This window comes from Micromonospora sp. NPDC049645 (assembly GCF_040675155.1).
GTDB lineage: Bacteria > Actinomycetota > Actinomycetes > Mycobacteriales > Micromonosporaceae > Micromonospora.
The window spans coordinates 78928-94733 of record NZ_JBFAOI010000001.1 but is presented as its reverse complement, the minus strand read 5'-3'; the positions used below and the strand labels follow the sequence as shown (position 1 = coordinate 94733).

19 protein-coding genes are annotated in these 15806 nt (G+C 72.1%); 9 read left to right on the top strand and 10 right to left on the bottom strand.

Annotated features, from left to right (window positions below; all coding sequences use genetic code 11):
- The first annotated feature begins 37 nt into the window (after positions 1 to 37).
- Positions 38 to 730, top strand: a complete 693-nt coding sequence (locus AB0J33_RS00480; RefSeq protein WP_363608374.1) for a GAP family protein — start codon at positions 38 to 40, stop codon at positions 728 to 730.
- Between the two features lie 102 nt (positions 731 to 832).
- Here AB0J33_RS00480 and fdhD read toward each other — a convergent pair whose 3' ends face one another.
- Entirely contained in the window at positions 833 to 1699 is an 867-nt protein-coding gene (gene fdhD, locus AB0J33_RS00475) for a formate dehydrogenase accessory sulfurtransferase FdhD (protein WP_363608372.1), read from the bottom strand.
- 343 nt (positions 1700 to 2042) lie between these two features.
- Between fdhD and AB0J33_RS00470 the strand changes: the two genes are divergently transcribed.
- From AB0J33_RS00470 to AB0J33_RS00460, 3 genes are all read left to right on the top strand, one after another.
- Entirely contained in the window at positions 2043 to 2717 is a 675-nt protein-coding gene (locus AB0J33_RS00470; protein WP_363608370.1) for an NTP transferase domain-containing protein, read from the top strand.
- Positions 2714 to 2980 carry a DUF6457 domain-containing protein gene (locus AB0J33_RS00465; RefSeq protein ID WP_363608368.1) on the top strand — a complete coding sequence of 89 codons (267 nt, stop codon included), beginning with the start codon at positions 2714 to 2716 and terminating at the stop codon, positions 2978 to 2980. Before AB0J33_RS00470 ends, AB0J33_RS00465 begins: the two co-directional genes overlap by 4 nt.
- An 81-nt stretch (positions 2981 to 3061) precedes the next feature.
- Complete coding sequence (locus AB0J33_RS00460; protein ID WP_363608366.1) at positions 3062 to 4168, top strand: hypothetical protein; 1107 nt, start codon at positions 3062 to 3064, stop codon at positions 4166 to 4168.
- Positions 4169 to 4175: 7 nt separating this feature from the next.
- Here the strand turns inward: AB0J33_RS00460 and AB0J33_RS00455 are convergent, their stop codons facing one another.
- Both AB0J33_RS00455 and AB0J33_RS00450 read right to left on the bottom strand, forming a co-directional pair.
- Positions 4176 to 5132, bottom strand: coding sequence for a zinc-binding dehydrogenase (locus tag AB0J33_RS00455; protein WP_363608364.1), 957 nt, complete (start codon positions 5130 to 5132; stop codon positions 4176 to 4178).
- Positions 5133 to 5204: 72 nt separating this feature from the next.
- Positions 5205 to 5669 (bottom strand): Lrp/AsnC family transcriptional regulator, encoded by a 465-nt coding sequence (locus tag AB0J33_RS00450; RefSeq protein ID WP_124823507.1) that lies wholly within the window; start codon positions 5667 to 5669, stop codon positions 5205 to 5207.
- Positions 5670 to 5728: 59 nt separating this feature from the next.
- Here AB0J33_RS00450 and ddaH point away from each other — a divergent pair, with 59 nt between their 5' ends.
- Positions 5729 to 6562: a dimethylargininase gene (ddaH, locus tag AB0J33_RS00445; protein ID WP_363608361.1), complete on the top strand. Its 834-nt coding sequence runs from the start codon at positions 5729 to 5731 to the stop codon at positions 6560 to 6562.
- Positions 6563 to 6629: 67 nt separating this feature from the next.
- On the opposite strand, the gene AB0J33_RS00440 is transcribed toward ddaH, so the two are convergent.
- Complete coding sequence (locus AB0J33_RS00440) at positions 6630 to 7817, bottom strand: ABC transporter substrate-binding protein (protein WP_363608359.1); 1188 nt, start codon at positions 7815 to 7817, stop codon at positions 6630 to 6632.
- An 80-nt stretch (positions 7818 to 7897) separates the two neighbouring features.
- The gene (locus tag AB0J33_RS00435; protein WP_363608357.1) at positions 7898 to 8695 is read right to left on the bottom strand and encodes an alpha/beta hydrolase; all 798 of its coding nucleotides are present in this window, start codon (positions 8693 to 8695) and stop codon (positions 7898 to 7900) included.
- 85 nt (positions 8696 to 8780) lie between these two features.
- On the opposite strand from AB0J33_RS00435, the gene AB0J33_RS00430 reads away from it, so the two are divergent.
- Positions 8781 to 9383, top strand: a complete 603-nt coding sequence (locus AB0J33_RS00430; RefSeq protein WP_124823513.1) for a bacterial proteasome activator family protein — start codon at positions 8781 to 8783, stop codon at positions 9381 to 9383.
- A 2-nt stretch (positions 9384 to 9385) separates the two neighbouring features.
- Here the strand turns inward: AB0J33_RS00430 and AB0J33_RS00425 are convergent, their stop codons facing one another.
- From AB0J33_RS00425 to AB0J33_RS00415, 3 genes are all read right to left on the bottom strand, one after another.
- On the bottom strand, positions 9386 to 10198 hold the full coding sequence (locus tag AB0J33_RS00425) for an HAD family hydrolase (protein WP_363608354.1): 813 nt from the start codon (positions 10196 to 10198) through the stop codon (positions 9386 to 9388).
- On the bottom strand, positions 10198 to 11019 hold the full coding sequence (locus AB0J33_RS00420; RefSeq protein ID WP_363608352.1) for an HAD hydrolase family protein: 822 nt from the start codon (positions 11017 to 11019) through the stop codon (positions 10198 to 10200). The genes AB0J33_RS00425 and AB0J33_RS00420 overlap by 1 nt, the downstream gene beginning before the upstream one ends.
- Positions 11020 to 11314: 295 nt before the next feature.
- On the bottom strand, positions 11315 to 12046 hold the full coding sequence (locus tag AB0J33_RS00415; RefSeq protein WP_363608350.1) for a hypothetical protein: 732 nt from the start codon (positions 12044 to 12046) through the stop codon (positions 11315 to 11317).
- A 131-nt stretch (positions 12047 to 12177) separates the two neighbouring features.
- On the opposite strand from AB0J33_RS00415, the gene AB0J33_RS00410 reads away from it, so the two are divergent.
- The 3 genes from AB0J33_RS00410 (at position 12178) to AB0J33_RS00400 (ending at position 14045) form a co-directional block, all read left to right on the top strand.
- Complete coding sequence (locus AB0J33_RS00410; protein ID WP_363608348.1) at positions 12178 to 12609, top strand: OsmC family protein; 432 nt, start codon at positions 12178 to 12180, stop codon at positions 12607 to 12609.
- Positions 12610 to 12756: 147 nt separating this feature from the next.
- Positions 12757 to 13104 carry a metallopeptidase family protein gene (locus tag AB0J33_RS00405; RefSeq protein ID WP_363610142.1) on the top strand — a complete coding sequence of 116 codons (348 nt, stop codon included), beginning with the start codon at positions 12757 to 12759 and terminating at the stop codon, positions 13102 to 13104.
- A gap of 218 nt (positions 13105 to 13322) precedes the next feature.
- The gene (locus tag AB0J33_RS00400) at positions 13323 to 14045 is read left to right on the top strand and encodes an AIM24 family protein (protein ID WP_196920294.1); all 723 of its coding nucleotides are present in this window, start codon (positions 13323 to 13325) and stop codon (positions 14043 to 14045) included.
- A gap of 84 nt (positions 14046 to 14129) precedes the next feature.
- Here AB0J33_RS00400 and pheA read toward each other — a convergent pair whose 3' ends face one another.
- Together pheA and AB0J33_RS00390 are read right to left on the bottom strand one after the other, a co-directional pair.
- Complete coding sequence (gene pheA / locus AB0J33_RS00395) at positions 14130 to 15086, bottom strand: prephenate dehydratase (protein WP_363608346.1); 957 nt, start codon at positions 15084 to 15086, stop codon at positions 14130 to 14132.
- A gap of 10 nt (positions 15087 to 15096) precedes the next feature.
- Positions 15097 to 15600, bottom strand: coding sequence for a hypothetical protein (locus AB0J33_RS00390; protein WP_363608344.1), 504 nt, complete (start codon positions 15598 to 15600; stop codon positions 15097 to 15099).
- Between the last annotated feature and the right edge of the window lie 206 nt (positions 15601 to 15806).

The window sequence follows — 15806 nt, the reverse complement described above, 5'->3', positions numbered from 1 at the left end:
AGAATGATCTCGTGGCCGTTCTCCGCGTTGGTACGACATGACCCCCGAACTGCTGCTGTCGCTGGCCGGGCTGGCACTGGTCGACAGCACCAGCATCGGCACCCTCTTCATCCCGGTCTGGTTGCTGCTCGCCCCCGGGCCGGTCAACGCCCGGCGGATCCTGGGCTACCTCGCCACGATCGCGGCGTTCTACCTCGCGGTGGGGCTGCTGCTGGTCTGGGGCGGCAGCACGCTGGGCGACGCGCTGGGCGGCGCTCTGGACAACCGGGGTGTCCTCTGGGCGCAACTCGTCCTGGGCGTGGGCATGCTGGCGCTCAGCTTCCGCTACGACGGCAAGCGGCGTCCGCGTACCGGTGGCGTTTTGCGGTGGCGGGACCGGGCCACCGCCGGTGACTCCTCGGCCCGCTGGTTGGTGGGTCTCGCGCTGCTCGCCGCGCTCGCCGAGGTGGCGACCATGCTTCCGTACCTCGGCGCGGTGGGTCTGTTGGCCACCTCGGGCGTCGGCGCGGCGACTGTGGTGGCGCTGCTCGCCGGGTACTGCGTGGTCATGGTGCTGCCGGCGGTGTTGTTGCTCGGTGCCAGGCTGGCCCGCCCGCAGTTGGTCGAGCCGGTGCTGGCCCGCCTGAACACCTGGATCGTCACGAAGGCGGGCAGCGCGTTGGGCTGGATCCTCGGCATCGCCGGCTTCCTGATCGCCCGGGACGCCGCCGCGCGACTGGCCCTGTTCTGACCGACCGGCCGCTGCCGGTGCGCTCACGGCGGCCCGACCCGCGGCGACCGCTGCCGTTGCGCTCACGGCGGCCCGACCCGCGGCGACCGCAGCCGGCGCGCGTCAGGCCGGCTGCTCCAGCGTGATCCGGTGCGGCCCGGTGTAGACGTTCATGGTCCGGCCGCGTAGGAAGCCAACCAGCGTCATCCCCGCCTCGTCGGCCAGTTCGGCCGCGAGGGTGCTCGGGGCGGACACCGCGGCCAGCAGCGGCAAACCCGCCATCCACGCCTTCTGCGTCAGCTCGAAGCTGGCCCGCCCGGAGACCAGCAGCAGGTGCCCGGCCAGCGGCAGCCGGCGTTCCCGCACGGCCCAGCCGATCACCTTGTCCACCGCGTTGTGCCGGCCCACGTCCTCCCGGAGCACCACCAGCTCACCGTCGGGGGTGAACAACCCCGCCGCGTGCAGCCCGCCGGTCCGATCGAAGCCGCGCTGGGCGGCGCGCAACCGGTCCGGCAGCTCGGCGAGGAGGGTGGCCGGCACGCTGAGCGGGTCCGCCGAGACCGGGAACAGCGACCGGGTGCGTACCGCGTCGATGCTCGCCTTGCCGCAGACCCCGCAGGAACTGGTCGTGTAGAAGTTCCGGGACGGGTCGGTGGTCGGTTCCGGTACGCCGGGGGTGAGCACCACGTCCACCACGTTGTACGTGTTCGGCGTCTCCGCGCCGGCACAGAGCTGCGCGGTCAACACGTCGTCGGTCGACCTGATCAGCCCCTCGGTCAGCAGGAACCCGATGGCCAGGTCCAGGTCGTCACCCGGAGTGCGCATGGTGACGGCGAGCGGCTTACGCCGGCCCGGCCCGGCCGCGCCGACCCGGATCTCCAGCGGCTCCTCCACCGCGAGCGTGTCCGGGCGGCGGACCGACCCACGCCCGGCGGTCGCAGCGTCCAGGTCGATCCGGAGTACGCCCCGTCGATCAGTTGCCCGTCCCATCCCGCCATCCTCCACCCGCCCCCGGCACACACGCACGGCCACCGGCCATCAGGCACCCGGCGGCGCCCTCCGCCCGCCCGCCGTCCCGCCCGCCCGCCGTCCCGCCCGCCCGCCGTCCCGCCCGCCCGCCCGGCTGCCGTCCGAGAGGGCGTGACGGCGCGTGAGTGAGGTTCGCGCCGGGAGGCGCGCTGCTCCAGGCGTGATCCACTCGTGTTCCTTGAAGTCGCGGTATCCCGGGCACCGGGACACCGCGACTTCGGCAAATCCGAGTCGATCATGGTGGTCGTCCGCCGTGCCGGGTTCGCGCAGCCGCCTGACAATCAGTCCCGGCTACCGTGGCCGGGTGGAGACGTACGCCGCTGTGGTGCTCGCGGGCGGGGCCGCCCGGCGGATGGGTGGGGTCGACAAGCCCGCTCTTCCGGTCGGCGGCCGGCCGATGCGCGACCGGGTGCTGGCCGCCGTCGCCGACGCGACGCCACGGGTGCTGGTCGGTGCGGCCGACGTCGTTCCGATGGGCGTCCGGGTGGTCCGGGAGGATCCGCCCGGCGGCGGCCCGGTCGCCGCAGCCGCTGCCGGCCTGGCGCTGCTGGGACCCGGCACGACCCTGGTCGCGCTGCTCGCCGCCGACCTGCCGCTGCTCACCCGGGCCGCGATCGGCGATCTGCTGCACCACCTCGCCGGGCCACCGCCGGCCGAGATCCCGGGCGGTGACCCTCCCTCGGCGCAACCGGCCCGCGTCGGCACCACCGGGGGCGAGCGGCGACCCGACGGGGCGTGCTTCGTCGACGGGGACGGCCGGCGGCAGTCGCTCTGCGGTGTCTGGCGGGTGACCGCGCTGCGGGCGGCGTTGCACCGGTTGACGGTCGAGCGGGGCGGCACCCTCTCCGGAGCCCCGGTCCGGGCGCTGCTGGCCGGTCTCGTCGTGCGGGAGGTGCCGTGGTCCGGCGAGGGCCCGCCGCCCTGGTTCGACTGCGACACTGACGAGGACGTACGCCGGGCGGAGGAGTGGGCGCGATGACGGTGATGGACGACTGGGTCACGGCGGTGTGCGCCGAGTTGGATCTGGACCCGAGCGCGGTTCCCGTGCCGGCGGTGCTGGATCTGGCCCGGGACGTCGCCCACCAGGTGCTGCGGCCGGGCGCGCCGGTCACCGCGTACCTCTTCGGGTTGGCGGTTGGCCGGGGCGCGGACCCGGCGGACGTCGCGGCCCGGCTCGGCGCGCTGGCGGGCAGTTGGCCGGTCGAGCTGGGCGCCGATCCCGCGGACCCGACGGCCCCCTGACCGTCGCTGTCCGATCCCGGTCCGGGCTGATTCGACGCACGGGTGGCCTGGGTAGGGTGATCGTGACGGACGGAGGCGATCATGACGGCTGACCACCCCTCGGCGCCGCACGGTGAGCTGCCCGGCGCTTCGACCGAGCCGGCGGAATCGATCCTGCTCGACGAGCCCAGCACCACCGACCTGCGGGCGAAGGTGACCGAGGCGTGGCGGGAGTTCGCCCGCGCTCTCGCCGTACGGCTGCGGGAACTCCCCGTCGGCGCGCACCTCGACGTGACCCTGGACCCCACCGCCTCTGGCACCGGGGATGCCGTCTATTCGATAAGTGTCGACGTGGACGCGGACGGCGTGTTGTCCGCCCGTGCGGTCGGCAACGCCGCCCTGCCGGCGGGCTACCGCCTGGACCGGGGCGCGGTGGCCGACATGATCGCGCTCGGCTGGTCCCCACCCGGGGTGGTCGCCGGCTCCGGCGGTTCCTTCGGTCTGGACGGTACGACGACCGAGTCGACCCGGATCGCCGCGCTGCTGTCCCGGACGCTGCGCGACGTGTACGGTGCCCCGCACCCGGCCTTCCTGGTCTACTCCGTGCAGGACGCCGAGGGCGAACCGCTCGCCGTGGACCCACTGGGCACCGCGCGCAGCGAGTTCGGCCCGGATGCCGACGTCGAGGCCGACCTGGAGGAGGCGCTGGCCGAGGCCGCCGCCGCGCAGGTCGAGCGGGACGACGTGCTCGACCTCGCCGATCGGGTCCGTACCGTGGTCTCCACGATGTTGAAATCGGACACCGACCGGTTGCAGGTCGACTCGGACGGCGACATCAACATCCGCGCCGGCTCGGCGATGGTCTTCGTGCGGGTACGCGACAACCCGCCGCTGGTGGACGTCTTCTCCCCGGTGCTCACCGAGGTCGAGCCGACCGAACGGCTCTACGTCAAGCTCTCCGAGCTGACGAACCGGATGCCGATCGGCCGCCTCTACTGCGCCGACGACACCGTCTGGGCGTCCATCCCGGTCTTCGGCCGCAACTTCCAGGCCACCCATCTCATGCTGGCGGTGCAGGTGATGACCGGCCTCGCCGACGAGTTGGACGACCGTCTGCACGGCGAGTTCGGCGGCAAGCGGTTCTTCGGTGAGGGCGACAAGCCGGTCCGACGCGACGAGTCGGAACACCGCACCGGCATGTACCTCTGAGCCCCGATCAGGCGACGTCCAGCAGGGTCTTGCCGACCGTCGCGCGCGCCTCGATGGCGGCGTGCGCGTCGGCGGCGCGTTCCAGCGGGAATCGTTGACCGATGAGCGGTCGCAGGCGTCCGGCCGCCGCGTCCGCCAGGGCCTGTTCGGTGTACGCGCGCAGCCGCGCCGGCGGCACGTCCGGCCGGACCAGGGTGACCCCGCGCGCCGCGGCGGTCTCCGCCGACACCGGCGACCAGTCCCCGCTCGCCAACCCGAAGCTGACCATTCGACCACCCGGGGCGAGCAGCTCGAAGGCGGCCAGGGCCATCGACCCACCGACCCCGTCGAGCACCACGTCGACCCCGCCCACCGCGGCTCGGACACGGTCGGCCCACTCCGGCCGCAGGTAGTCGACGGCGAGCGCGGCACCCAGGCCCGGTAGCAGTTCCACCTTGCGGGGTCCGCCGGCCGCGCCGATCACCCGCGCACCCGCTCGGGCCGCCAGCTGCACCAGCAGGCTGCCCACACCGCCGGCTGCGGCTTCCACCAGCACCCGGTCACCGGCTCGGACGCCGACCGCCTCGATCAGCATGGTGGCGGTGCGCCCGTCGGCCAGCAGCGCCACCGCCTCGTCCAGCGCCAACCCGGCCGGCACCACGATCGGCACGGACGCGTCCACGGCCGCGCGTTCGGCGTACCCTCCGGAACCTCCGGTGGCACTGACCACCCGCTGCCCGATCAGTGCCGGGTCGACGTCCGGACCCACCGCCGTGATCACGCCGCCGACGCCGTTGCCGAGGATCAGCGGTGGGGTGACGCGGAACGGGCCGGGGCGGCCGGAGCGCAGTTGGGTCTCGACGAACGTGATGTTCGCGTGTGCGACGTCGATCAGCACCTGGCCGGGGCCGGGCGTCGGATCGGGTGCCGCACCGAGCACCAGCACCTCGGGCCCACCGAACTCACGTAGCCAGATCGCCCGCATCAGATCCCCCTCGACCGCGATGGGCGGCCCCGCCCACTCGGGGTCAGTCCACCGCCTCAACCTGGGTTGAGGTCAAGGGGTGCCGGAAGACGGGCCGACGCCCGGCGATTCGACCAGCCGGGAGAGCACGATGGTGCTGCGGGTGGAGGTCACGAAGGATTCGGCACGCAGCCGCTCCAGCGCCGCCTCCAGGTGGGCGATGTCGGCGGCACGCAGGTGCACGAGCGCGTCCGCCTCACCCGAGACGGTGTACGCGCCGACCACTTCGGGGTGCCGGCGGGCGGCCACGCCGATCTGCGCCGGGGTGGTCCGGCCGGCGCAGAACAGCTCGACGAACGCCTCGGTGGTCCAGCCGACGGCGGCCGGGTCAACGACAGCGGTAAATCCCCTGATCACGCCGGTGGCGCGGAGCCGGTCGACGCGACGCTTGACCGCCGGGGCGGAGAGTGACACCCGCGCGCCGATGTCGGCGTAGGACGCGCGGGCGTCCGCGACGAGTAGCGCAATGATCCGCTGGTCTACCGCATCTATCTGCAACGTTCCGCCTCTGGGAAGCAACGGTTGTGGCTGTTTTCAACGTTCCACGGTACCTACTCTTGGTGACCGTGGACCAGCAGCGATTCCCGCGAAAGCGGACATATCTCATGTGCTCGCCGGATTACTTCGCGGTCGAGTACGCGATCAACCCGTGGATGGACGTGACCACCCCGGTCGACCGGGACCTGGCCGTCAAGCAGTGGGACCGGCTGCGCGAGACGCTGCTCGGCCTCGGCCACGAGGTGCACCTGCTCACCCCGGAGCAGGGCCTACCCGACATGGTCTACGCCGCCAACGGCGGGTTCGTGGTGGACGGCAGCGTGTACGGCGCCCGGTTCAAGCACGAGCAGCGGGCCGACGAGGCCGCCGCCCACCACGCCTTCTACGAGGCGCAGGGCTGGCGGTTCATCGCACCCAACGAGACCAACGAGGGCGAGGGTGACTTCGCGTACGTGCCGGAGGCGCACGGCGGGCTCATCCTGGCCGGGCACGGCTTCCGCACCGAGATCCCGGCACACGCCGAGGCGCAGGAGGCGTTGGGTCGTCCGGTGGTGTCGCTGCGGCTGATCGACCCCCGCTTCTACCACCTGGACGTGGCGCTCGCCGCCATCGACGACGCGAACGTCGTCTACTTCCCGGGTGCGTTCTCCGCGGCCAGCCAGCGGGTGCTCACCCAACTCTTCCCGGACGCGGTGATCGCCGACGACGAGGACGCGATGGCCTTCGGGCTCAACCTGGTCAGCGACGGCAAGAACGTGGTGCTCAACAGCGAGGCCACCCGCCTGGCCGGCAAGCTCAAGGCCGCCGGGTACACACCGGTCCCCGTCGAGCTGGCCGAGCTGAAGAAGGGCGGCGGCAGCGTGAAGTGCTGCATCGCCGAGCTGCGGCACTGACCCGCGAACGTCTCGGGGCCGGCCTCCCAGTGGGAGACCGGCCCCGAATCGTGCTCCGGGTGGACGTTCAGCCCAGGGTGGCCAGCTCGTTGATCAGCACGTTCGACATGACCTGACCGTCGCGCTGCACCTCGCGCAGGTACCACTTCTGCTGCGGCGTACGCGGCTGGTTGAACTGCCAGATGCCGCGCGGGCTGTCGATCTGGCCGATCTTGCCGAGCGCCAGGTTGACCTGCTGCGGCGTCGGATTCCCGCCGGCCAACTGGATGGCCTGGTCGAGCACCTGCGCCGCGTCGTACGACGCCATGGCGTACGTGGTGGGCGTGACCTGGTACTTCTTGCGGTACGCCGAGGCGAAGACCCGGTTCGACGTGTTGTTCAGGTCGGCCGAGTAGTTCAGCGCGGTCTGGATGCCCAGCGCGTTGTCCTTCAGGTTCTCCAGCACCGTCCCCTCGGTGAGGAACCCGGGCGCGTAGATCGGGCCGGCGAACTTCTCCCGAAGCTGCTTGATGAACTCGATCGCGGCCGCCCCGGCGAAGAAGCAGAAGACCGCGGTGGGCTTCTTGGCCAGCGCCTTGGTGATGTCCGAGGCGTACGTCGTCTTGCCCGGGTTGGGGGTGGCGCTGGTGTAGGTCACCGGGTCGGCGATCCGGGGGTCGGTCGCGCCGAACTCCTGCCGGAAGCCGCGCACCACGTCCGGGCTGCCGACGTTCTCCGGCATGATGATCGCGATCCGGCCGTTCGCCGGCAGCTGGTCGCGCAGGTAGCGGCCCAGCGCCCGGCCGGCCTCGTCCAGCACGTACGACGTCCGCCAGATGTAGAAGACGCTCTGCAGGCTGCTCGGTGAGGCGTTGGAGCCGATCAACGGAACCCGGGCCTGCTCCACGGTGTCCCGGATGCCGACCATCACCGCCGAGTTGACCACGCCGGTGAGCGCCAGCACGCCCTGCTTGAGCAGGCCCTCGACGGCGGCCTTGCCCGTCTTCGCGGTGTCGCCCTCGTCGGCGGTCAACAGCTCCACCGGGTGGTCGCCCAGCCGCTGGTCGTGCAAGTCGAGGAAGAGCTGGAAGCCGTTGGTGATGTCGTCGCCGATGCTCTTGAAACCACCGGCCTGTGGCGTGATCAACCCGATCTTGATCGGGCTGCGGTTGGCGGTCGGTTCGGCGTCACTGTCGGAGCCACATCCGGCGACGAACCCGGTGGTACCGAGCGCGGCCAACAGTTGGAGCGCCCGCCTGCGATTCATCTGCGACACCGAGTTCCTTCCAAGGAGCGTTACAGGGCCGAACACCGCCCATCCGGCGTTCTACCTGGTCGGCGACGCTGCGTCAATGGCTAGTGATCATCGTGCAGGGACCGCAACACAGCACGGACTTCGGGCCAGGCGGCGGACTCCGGGTCGATCAGCCCGAAATGCTCGCATCCGGGCAGCTCAACAAGGGAAATATCGGATCCTGCGGCACGCGCCGATGTGACGAAGTTCCGGCTCATCTCCGCCGGAACCTGCTGATCCTCCGAGCCATGCATGACTACTGTGCGTGTCCTTATCGGTACCAACATCCGTGGATCCGCAGCCGCGTACCGATCCGGGACCTCCGCCGGGCCGCCGCCGAGCAGCTCGGCGACCGCGCCCGAGTCCAGATCCCGCCGGTACGCCTCGCCCAGATCGGCCACCGGCGCCAGGGCGAGCACCCCGCCCACCGTCGCCGGGGCGGTGGCCGCCGCGTACAGCGCCAGATGGCCACCGGCGGAATGCCCGAGCAGGATCGGCGCGGCCCGGCTCACCCGACCGGGCAGCGCCGCGGCGGCCAGCGCGGGCAGCCCGGCCACCCCGCTCAGGATGTCGGTCAGGGTGCCCGGCCAGCCACCCCCCGGCTGCCCGGTGCGGCGGTACTCCAGCTGCGCCACCGGGTAGCCAGCGGCGGCGAGCGCCGCGGCCAGCGGGCCGGTGTGAAGCCGGTCGTACTCGGCCCGCCAGAAACCGCCGTGCAGTACGACGACCAGCCGCCGCGCCACCCCGGCGCCCGCCGGCAGGCGCAGGTCGGCCACCTGATTCGGGTCGTCGCCGTACGCCACGGTCCGGTCGGGCTCCGGTGCGGGCCGGGTCAGCACGGCGCGCGGGTCGGCAGGCATGGCGCGACGGTAGCGCGCCCCGCCCGGGTGGTTCGGCCCCGGGGAGTCGGTCCCGGGCGGCATGGCTCGCGCCGGCTGGGTAAAGATGGACCCCATGACCGAAGCGCGCTCCGCTGGACAGAACGACGAGCCCGGCCCGGACGAGTCCGGCCACTCCGGCACCGTTGTGGTGGTTGGCCCGGACGGCCGGCCGATCGGCACGATGCAGACCGACGAGGGCCAGGGCGAGGACCCGACCCGCCTGGTCGAACAGCCGGCCAAGGTGATGCGGATCGGCAGCATGATCAAGCAGTTGCTGGAGGAGGTGAAGGCCGCGCCTCTCGACGACGCCAGCCGCAACCGGATGCGGGAGATCCACGAGCGGTCGATCGTCGAACTCAAGGAGGGCCTCGCCCCCGAGCTGCGCGACGAGCTGGAGCGCATCTCGCTGCCCTTCGCCGAGGACAAGGCCCCCAGCGAGGGCGAGTTGCGGATCGCGCACGCCCAGCTCGTCGGCTGGCTGGAGGGCCTGTTCCACGGCATCCAGGCGGCGCTGGTGGCGCAGCAGATGGCCGCCCGGGTGCAGCTGGAGCAGATGCGCGGCGGCCGGCAGGCGCTGCCCAGCGGCCCCGGCGGCGTCGTGCCGGGCATGCCGGGCATCGGCCAGCCCGGCGGCGGCGAGGGCCACAACACCGGTCAGTACCTCTGACCTCAGTCCACCCCGAACACCTTCTCCAGGTACGCCGCCACGCCGTCCTCGGTGTTCGCCGTCGTCACGTCGTCGGCGACCGCCAGGACGGCGCGGTGCGCGTTGGCCACCGCCACCCCACGCCCGGCCCAGGTCAGCATCGGCACGTCGTTGGGCATGTCACCGAAGGCCAACACGTCCGCCGCGGCCACCCCGAGCTGGTCGCAGTACCAGGCCAGCCCGGCCGCCTTGGTCACCCCCGCCGCGGAGATCTCCACCAGCCCCGAGGACGACGAGTGCGTGGCCTCGGCCAACCCCGCCACCGCCGTGGCGATCAGCTCGGCGAAGGCATCCGGGTCCTGCTCCCCGGCTCGGGCGAGGAGCTTCACCGCCGGCGCCGAGAGCAACTCCTCCGGCGTCTCGATCGGCCGGATGCCCTCCGGGTCGACGTCCCAGCGCAGCGGGTAGTGCGCCTCGTGCCGCATCTCCCGGCTGTCCGCGATCTCCACGGCGAAGCTGATCCCGGGCACCTCGGCCCGTAGCCTCCGGGCCACCTCGGCAAGGTGGTGCGGCGCGAGCGGGTCCGCCCGCACCACCTCGTCCTCGAACGGGTCGTAGACCACCGCGCCGTTGGCGCAGACCGCCGGCAGCGGCTTGGCCAGCTGGTCGTACACCATCTTGAGCCAGCGGACCGGCCGGCCGGTGACCAGGACGACCGGCGTGCCTCGCGCGGAGATCCGCGCGAGCAGGTCGGCAGTGCGTGGGCTGACGGTGTGGTCGTCGCGGATCAGCGTGCCGTCGATGTCGGTGGCGATGAGGCGGGGCGTGTCTCCCATTACCGGGACAGTAGCCGGTCCAGATACACCGCCACCCCGTCGTCGTCGTTGCGCAAGGTCACCTCGTCGGCGGCGGCGCGCAACGCGGGGTGTGCGTTGGCAACGGCCACCCGCGACCACCCGGCCCACTCGAACATCGGCAGGTCGTTGGGCATGTCCCCGAACACCAGCACGTCGGCCGGGTCGACCCCGAGGGTCTGCGCCACCACGGTCAGCCCGGTCGCCTTGTCCACGCCGGGCGGGCAGATCTCGATGAAGCCGAGCCCGGCCTGGGTGAGCGTGGCGACCCGCGGCGAGACGATCCGACGGGCGACCGCCAGCAGCTCGTCCACGTCGTGGTCGGCGGTCCGGGCGAACGCCTTGATCACGTCGCAGGCGAGGCACTCGGCACGGCTGCGCGCCTCGAAGCGATCCTGGAAGGGCCAACTCTCGTCGTAGTCGCCCCACAGCGGGGCATCATGCTCGTCGGACGCCTCGACCATCACCGTCAGGGGACCGACCTCGGCCTCCAGGTCGGCGAGCAGCCGGGCCAGCACCTCGGCGGGCAGTCGCGCGTCGCGGAGCACCACCGGGCCGGTCGGGTCACTCTGGTCGACCACCCGGCCACCGCCGGCCATCACCAGGAAATCGGCGGCCCGGATGTCGTTGCGGGTCAACTCGGTCAACCGAGGGCCGCGCCCGGTTGCGCCGACCACCGGAATTCCGGCGGCGCGCACCCGGTCCAGCACCCCATGGGTGTACGCGGAGACGGTGTTGTCGCTGCGGACCAGCGTCCCGTCGAGGTCGGTTGCGATCAACTTGGGCAGTCCCGGGCGGGTCATCGTTCCTCCTTCGCCCGCCGCCGTCGCACCTGCCACGGCCGAGGAATCCCAGGCCCGGCGTGACGGCGGGCAGCAACCGTACCTCGCGAAACGGGCCCCAACCATGGCTTCCAGGCGAATCGGACGCCAACGACCGGCACCCACAGGGTGTCCCGTGCCCTCCCGTGCGCCACCCACCCCCGACCGCGCCGATCTTGCACTTTCAGTTGCCGTTTCGCGTTTTATGCGCGTTATGTCGGGACAGCAACTGCAAGATCGGCGGGGGTGGGGTGGGGTGGGGGTGGGGTGGGGTGGGCTAGGACGGGGATTTGGGGTGGGTGAAGGGGGCGGCTGGGGTCACCGTCAGGTCGATTGGGGCGGGTGGGCCGTCGTTGACCGGGTCGGGGTTTCGGCGGCGGCGCCAGATCTGGGGTGCTGGCGCGTCGGCGGGGCGGTCATCGTCCGGTGCTCCGGCGGACGCGCCGGGCGGCGTCAACCGCAGGGCAGCCGCGAACAGCACGCAGGCGGCGAACGCCATCACCAGGCCACGGCCGTACTCGGCTCGAAAGCCGTCCTGCGGGGAGTAGAAGAAATTTCGCTGACCGGGGTCGTTGAGGGTGGCCGTGGCCGCAATCAGCAGCATCAGCAGAGCGCCAGCCAGGGTGAGACCAACCAGCCGGGCGTTCGGCCGCACCGCCGCCGTGCCGCGCAGTGCCAGCGCGACCGTGCAGACCAGCGCGAGAAGCCCGACCAGGTAGCCGACTCCGAAGCCGCCGACCTCGGACACCCCGGCGGGCACCTCGATCGTCGCGTTCCCCTCGGGGCCGCCGTTCGGCAGGCTCATCACCAGCCACTCGCCGATCAGCGAGGCGACCGCCGCCACCGCGCCCAGACCGGCGAGCAGCAGAGGCAGCCGAGGATCCTGCGCGAAGCCGGCCAGCGACCAACCGAACCGGCGTCGCGGGGTCGAATCGCCGACGCCCCACTCGATCACGGCCGGGGCTTCGGACCGGTCGCCCTGCCGTGGGATCGGAAGCTCCTCGGACATCGGCCATCCTTCCGCCGGTCACGGACCTGGGTCGCATCATGGCACAGTCACCTGATGGTGACGGGAATCGCACGGTAGGCGAGCTTCCCGGTCTGTCGCTCGACGGTCGCCTTTCCGCTAGCGTTTGCCTCATGCCTATCCGTACCGCTTCAGCACAATGGCAGGGCAATCTGACCGAGGGCGCGGGCACTGTCCGCACCGGAAAGGGCGGCCTGTCCGGCAACTACTCCTTCAAGTCGCGCTTCGAGGAGGGCGAGGGCACCAACCCCGAGGAGCTGATCGCCGCAGCGCACGCCGGCTGCTTCTCGATGGCGTTCTCCAAGGCCCTCGCCGACGCGGGCACGACGGCCACCTCGGTCGAGACCACCGCCAAGGTCCACCTGGACAAGACCGACGCCGGCATGACCGTGACCCGGATCGATCTGGAGACCGTCGGCCAGGTCCCGGGGATCGACGACGCGGAGTTCCAGAAGCTCGCCGAGGCCGCCAAGGCCAACTGCCCGATCTCCCGCCTGCTCTCCCCGGGTGCCGAGATCACCCTCAGCGCCCGCCTGGCCGCCTGAGCCGCTCGACCAACACCGCACGTCCACGGATGGAGCCTCCGCCCGGTCCCGGGTGGTCGCTTCCTCCGTGCACGTGCGGATCCCGGCCACGGTGTCCCTCAGCACCGGCCCGATGCCCTCGCATCGGGCACAATGGGCGAGGTGCCGGTGGAGATGAGCCGTGAGCGCTTCGAGGAGTTGGTCGGCGAAGCCCTCGACGAGGTGCCCGAGGAACTGCTCGGCCTGATGAACAACGTGGTGATCCTGGTCGAGGACGACCCACCACCGGGAGAGGCCGAGCTGCTCGGCCTCTACGAGGGGCACGCGCTCACCACACGCGGCTGGGACTACTCCGGCGTGCTGCCGGACCGGATCTTCATCTACCGCCGTCCAATCCTGCGGATCTGCGACAGTGACGAGGACGTCATCGACGAGGTGGCGGTGACCGTGGTGCACGAGATCGCCCATCACTTCGGCATCGACGACGCGCGACTGCACGCGCTCGGCTGGGGCTGAGACCAGCCACTCGACCGCCAGCCACTCGACGGCCAGCCACTCGACGGCCGAGACGCTCGATGGCCGAGACGGTCGATGGCCAGCCACTCGGCGGCCGGCGCGCTTGACGGTCAGCCAACTCGACGACCAGGCGCCGCGCCGCACGGCCGATGGCCGGTGGTTGCCGAGGTCGCCTACCGTCGGTGCAGCGAACGCGACCCTATTCAGGAGGCCCTTTCATGCGCAGCGAGCTGTTCTCCGCGGAGAATCTGGAGAAGGAGTCCGCGCAGCCCGGCATGCGGCTGCAGAACTCCAAGATGTTGAAGATCGAGCTGAACGGCGAGGCGATGGCCCGGGTCGGGTCGATGGTCGCCTACCAGGGGAACGTGCAGTTCCAGGCGCTGGGCTCGGGCGGGCTCGGCAAGTTCCTCAAGCAGAAGCTCACCGGCGAGGGCGTCCCGCTGATGAAGGTCTCCGGCCAGGGCGACGTCTTCCTCGCCGAGCTGGCGAAGGACGTGCACATCATCGACCTGGAACCGGGCGACGCCCTCTCCATCAACGGCTCCAGCGTGCTCGCCTTCGACTCCACCCTCCAGTACGACATCAGGATGGTCGGCGGCGCCGGGATGGCCTCGTCGTCCGGCCTGTTCAACTGTGTGTTCAGCGGCTACGGCCGGATCGCCATCACCACCAAGGGCACTCCGGTCGTGCTCAACGTGGACGCCCCGACGTACGTCGACCCGCAGGCCGCGGTCTGCTGGTCGGCCAACCTCCAGACCGGCTACCACCGGGCCGAGCAGCTCGGCCTCGGCACACTGCTCGGCCGTCGTACCGGTGAGTCGTTCACGATGAGCTTCGCCGGTCAGGGCTTCGTGGTGGTGCAGCCGTCCGAGGAGCCGCCGGTGCTGGGCAGCGGCCAGCAGCAGCAGGAGGGCGGGCTGCTCGGCGGTCTGCTGAGCTGACCACGACGGCGCGGGCGCTCCCGATGTGTTGAGCCGATCGCCAGCGGCGCGGGCGCTCCCGGTTCTTGGGGGCGCCCGGCCCGGTCAGGTCAACGCACCGGTACGCAGTCGGGCCAGCCAGGCCGCCGCGTCGGCGTAGTCGACGTCGGAGAGCCCCACCGGCGCGGGCACCGGTCGTTCGCCCGCCGCCTCGGCCCACCGGTGCCGGGGGTACGAGCCCAGGAAGCGCACCTCGGCACAGACCCGGTGGAGCCCCTGCAACGCCTCGCCCAGGCGTACGTCGGCCACGTGGCCCGTGCAGTCGAGGAAGAAGACGTAGCGCCCGAGCGCCTCGCCGGTCGGACGGGACTCGATCCGGGTCAGGTTGACGCCCCGGACGGCCAACTCCATCAGCACGGACAGCAGCGCGCCGACGCGGTCGTGGGCGATGTAGACCGCGAGCGAGGTGAGGTCGTCACCGGTCGGTGGCGGTGGTGGCCCGGGGCGGGACACCAGCACGAACCGGGTCACCGCGTCCGGGTGGTCGGCGATCTTGTCGGCGAGTGTGGTGAGCCGGTGCCGGGACGCTCCGATCGGTGCGCAGATCGCCGCGTCGTACTCGCCCGTGCCGGCGCCGGCGGCGGCGGCGCCGTTGGACAGCACGTCGACCACCACGGCGTCGGGCAGGTGGTCGCGCAACCAGCCCCGGCACTGGGTGGACGCCTGCGGGTGGGCCGCCACGCTGCGGATCGAGGTCAGCGAGGTGCCGGGCCGCGCGGCGAGCACGAACTCCACCGGCAGGATCACCTCCCGGGTGATCACCAGTGGCTCGCCCTCGGCCATCTCGTCGAGCGTGACGCCCACCGCGCCGCCGATCGAGTTTTCCAGTGGGACCAGCGCGGCGTCGGCGTCGCTGGCCCGGACGCTGTCCAGCGCCTCCCCGACGCTTCGAGCGGGCGTGCGGGTGCCCCGCTCGGCGGCGGGTACGGAGCGCAGGGCCTGCTCGGCGAAGGTGCCCTCCGGCCCGAGGTAGACGAAACGCGTCGGCGGTGTTCCCGGCATGCCGATCAGCCTACGCACCTGGTCCGGCGGCCGGGCCGGCGTCGCAGGCGAGGGTGCGGATCCCGGCCGGGCTGGTGGCGCGTACCTCGATGGTGCACACGTCCGTGCCGGCGGTGACCAGCACCGGGGCGCTGGGCTTACCCCGGGTGACCACCTGGAGTTCCTCGTGCCCGGTCACCTCCAGCACGGTGAACTGCCAGTCGCCGGCACAGAGTGGCCCGGTGTGGACCTGAACCCGGACGTTCGTCGGCAGCACTCCGGCCCGGCCGCGCAGCAGCTGCACCACCCGCTGCCCGCTCGGCCCGCCGCGGCAGGCCGTCGCCACCAACCCGGCGTCCGGAGTGGGCGTGCTCGTGCCGAGAGATGGTGCGGTGGCCGGCGGGGTGGCCGGTGCCGTGCTCGGGCCGGGTGTCGCCGGGGTCGCGGCGTGGGTGGGTAAGCCGGTCGGCTCGTTCAGCCCGGGTGGGGCGCCACAGCCGGCCAGCGCGGCGACGACGAGCGACGCGAGCGCCATCGGCAGGGCCCGGGTGGCGGCCCGCCCGCCGACGCGATCGGCTGCCGGGCCACGAGTCGCCGGAGAGACGTGCGTCGTCGCCCGCGGTGGGGGGGACGCGGGGTGAGGCGGGGTGAACGGCACGGGCCGATCCTCGGGACATCGGAGAATTCGTCGCGGCCGGGGTGGCCGAGCCCATCGTAGGGTGAGCGGCCGGTCGGGTGAAG

Coding starts and splice junctions, on each gene's coding strand:
- AB0J33_RS00480 (WP_363608374.1), top strand. CDS start 38: ATGACCCCCGAACTGCTGCTGTCGCTGGCCGGGCTGGCACTGGTCGAC.
- fdhD (WP_363608372.1), bottom strand. CDS start 1,699: ATGGGACGGGCAACTGATCGACGGGGCGTACTCCGGATCGACCTGGAC.
- AB0J33_RS00465 (WP_363608368.1), top strand. CDS start 2,714: ATGACGGTGATGGACGACTGGGTCACGGCGGTGTGCGCCGAGTTGGAT.
- AB0J33_RS00460 (WP_363608366.1), top strand. CDS start 3,062: ATGACGGCTGACCACCCCTCGGCGCCGCACGGTGAGCTGCCCGGCGCT.
- AB0J33_RS00455 (WP_363608364.1), bottom strand. CDS start 5,132: ATGCGGGCGATCTGGCTACGTGAGTTCGGTGGGCCCGAGGTGCTGGTG.
- AB0J33_RS00435 (WP_363608357.1), bottom strand. CDS start 8,695: ATGCCTGCCGACCCGCGCGCCGTGCTGACCCGGCCCGCACCGGAGCCC.
- AB0J33_RS00430 (WP_124823513.1), top strand. CDS start 8,781: ATGGACCCCATGACCGAAGCGCGCTCCGCTGGACAGAACGACGAGCCC.
- AB0J33_RS00425 (WP_363608354.1), bottom strand. CDS start 10,198: ATGGGAGACACGCCCCGCCTCATCGCCACCGACATCGACGGCACGCTG.
- AB0J33_RS00420 (WP_363608352.1), bottom strand. CDS start 11,019: ATGACCCGCCCGGGACTGCCCAAGTTGATCGCAACCGACCTCGACGGG.
- AB0J33_RS00415 (WP_363608350.1), bottom strand. CDS start 12,046: ATGTCCGAGGAGCTTCCGATCCCACGGCAGGGCGACCGGTCCGAAGCC.
- AB0J33_RS00410 (WP_363608348.1), top strand. CDS start 12,178: ATGCCTATCCGTACCGCTTCAGCACAATGGCAGGGCAATCTGACCGAG.
- AB0J33_RS00400 (WP_196920294.1), top strand. CDS start 13,323: ATGCGCAGCGAGCTGTTCTCCGCGGAGAATCTGGAGAAGGAGTCCGCG.
- pheA (WP_363608346.1), bottom strand. CDS start 15,086: ATGCCGGGAACACCGCCGACGCGTTTCGTCTACCTCGGGCCGGAGGGC.
- AB0J33_RS00390 (WP_363608344.1), bottom strand. CDS start 15,600: ATGGCGCTCGCGTCGCTCGTCGTCGCCGCGCTGGCCGGCTGTGGCGCC.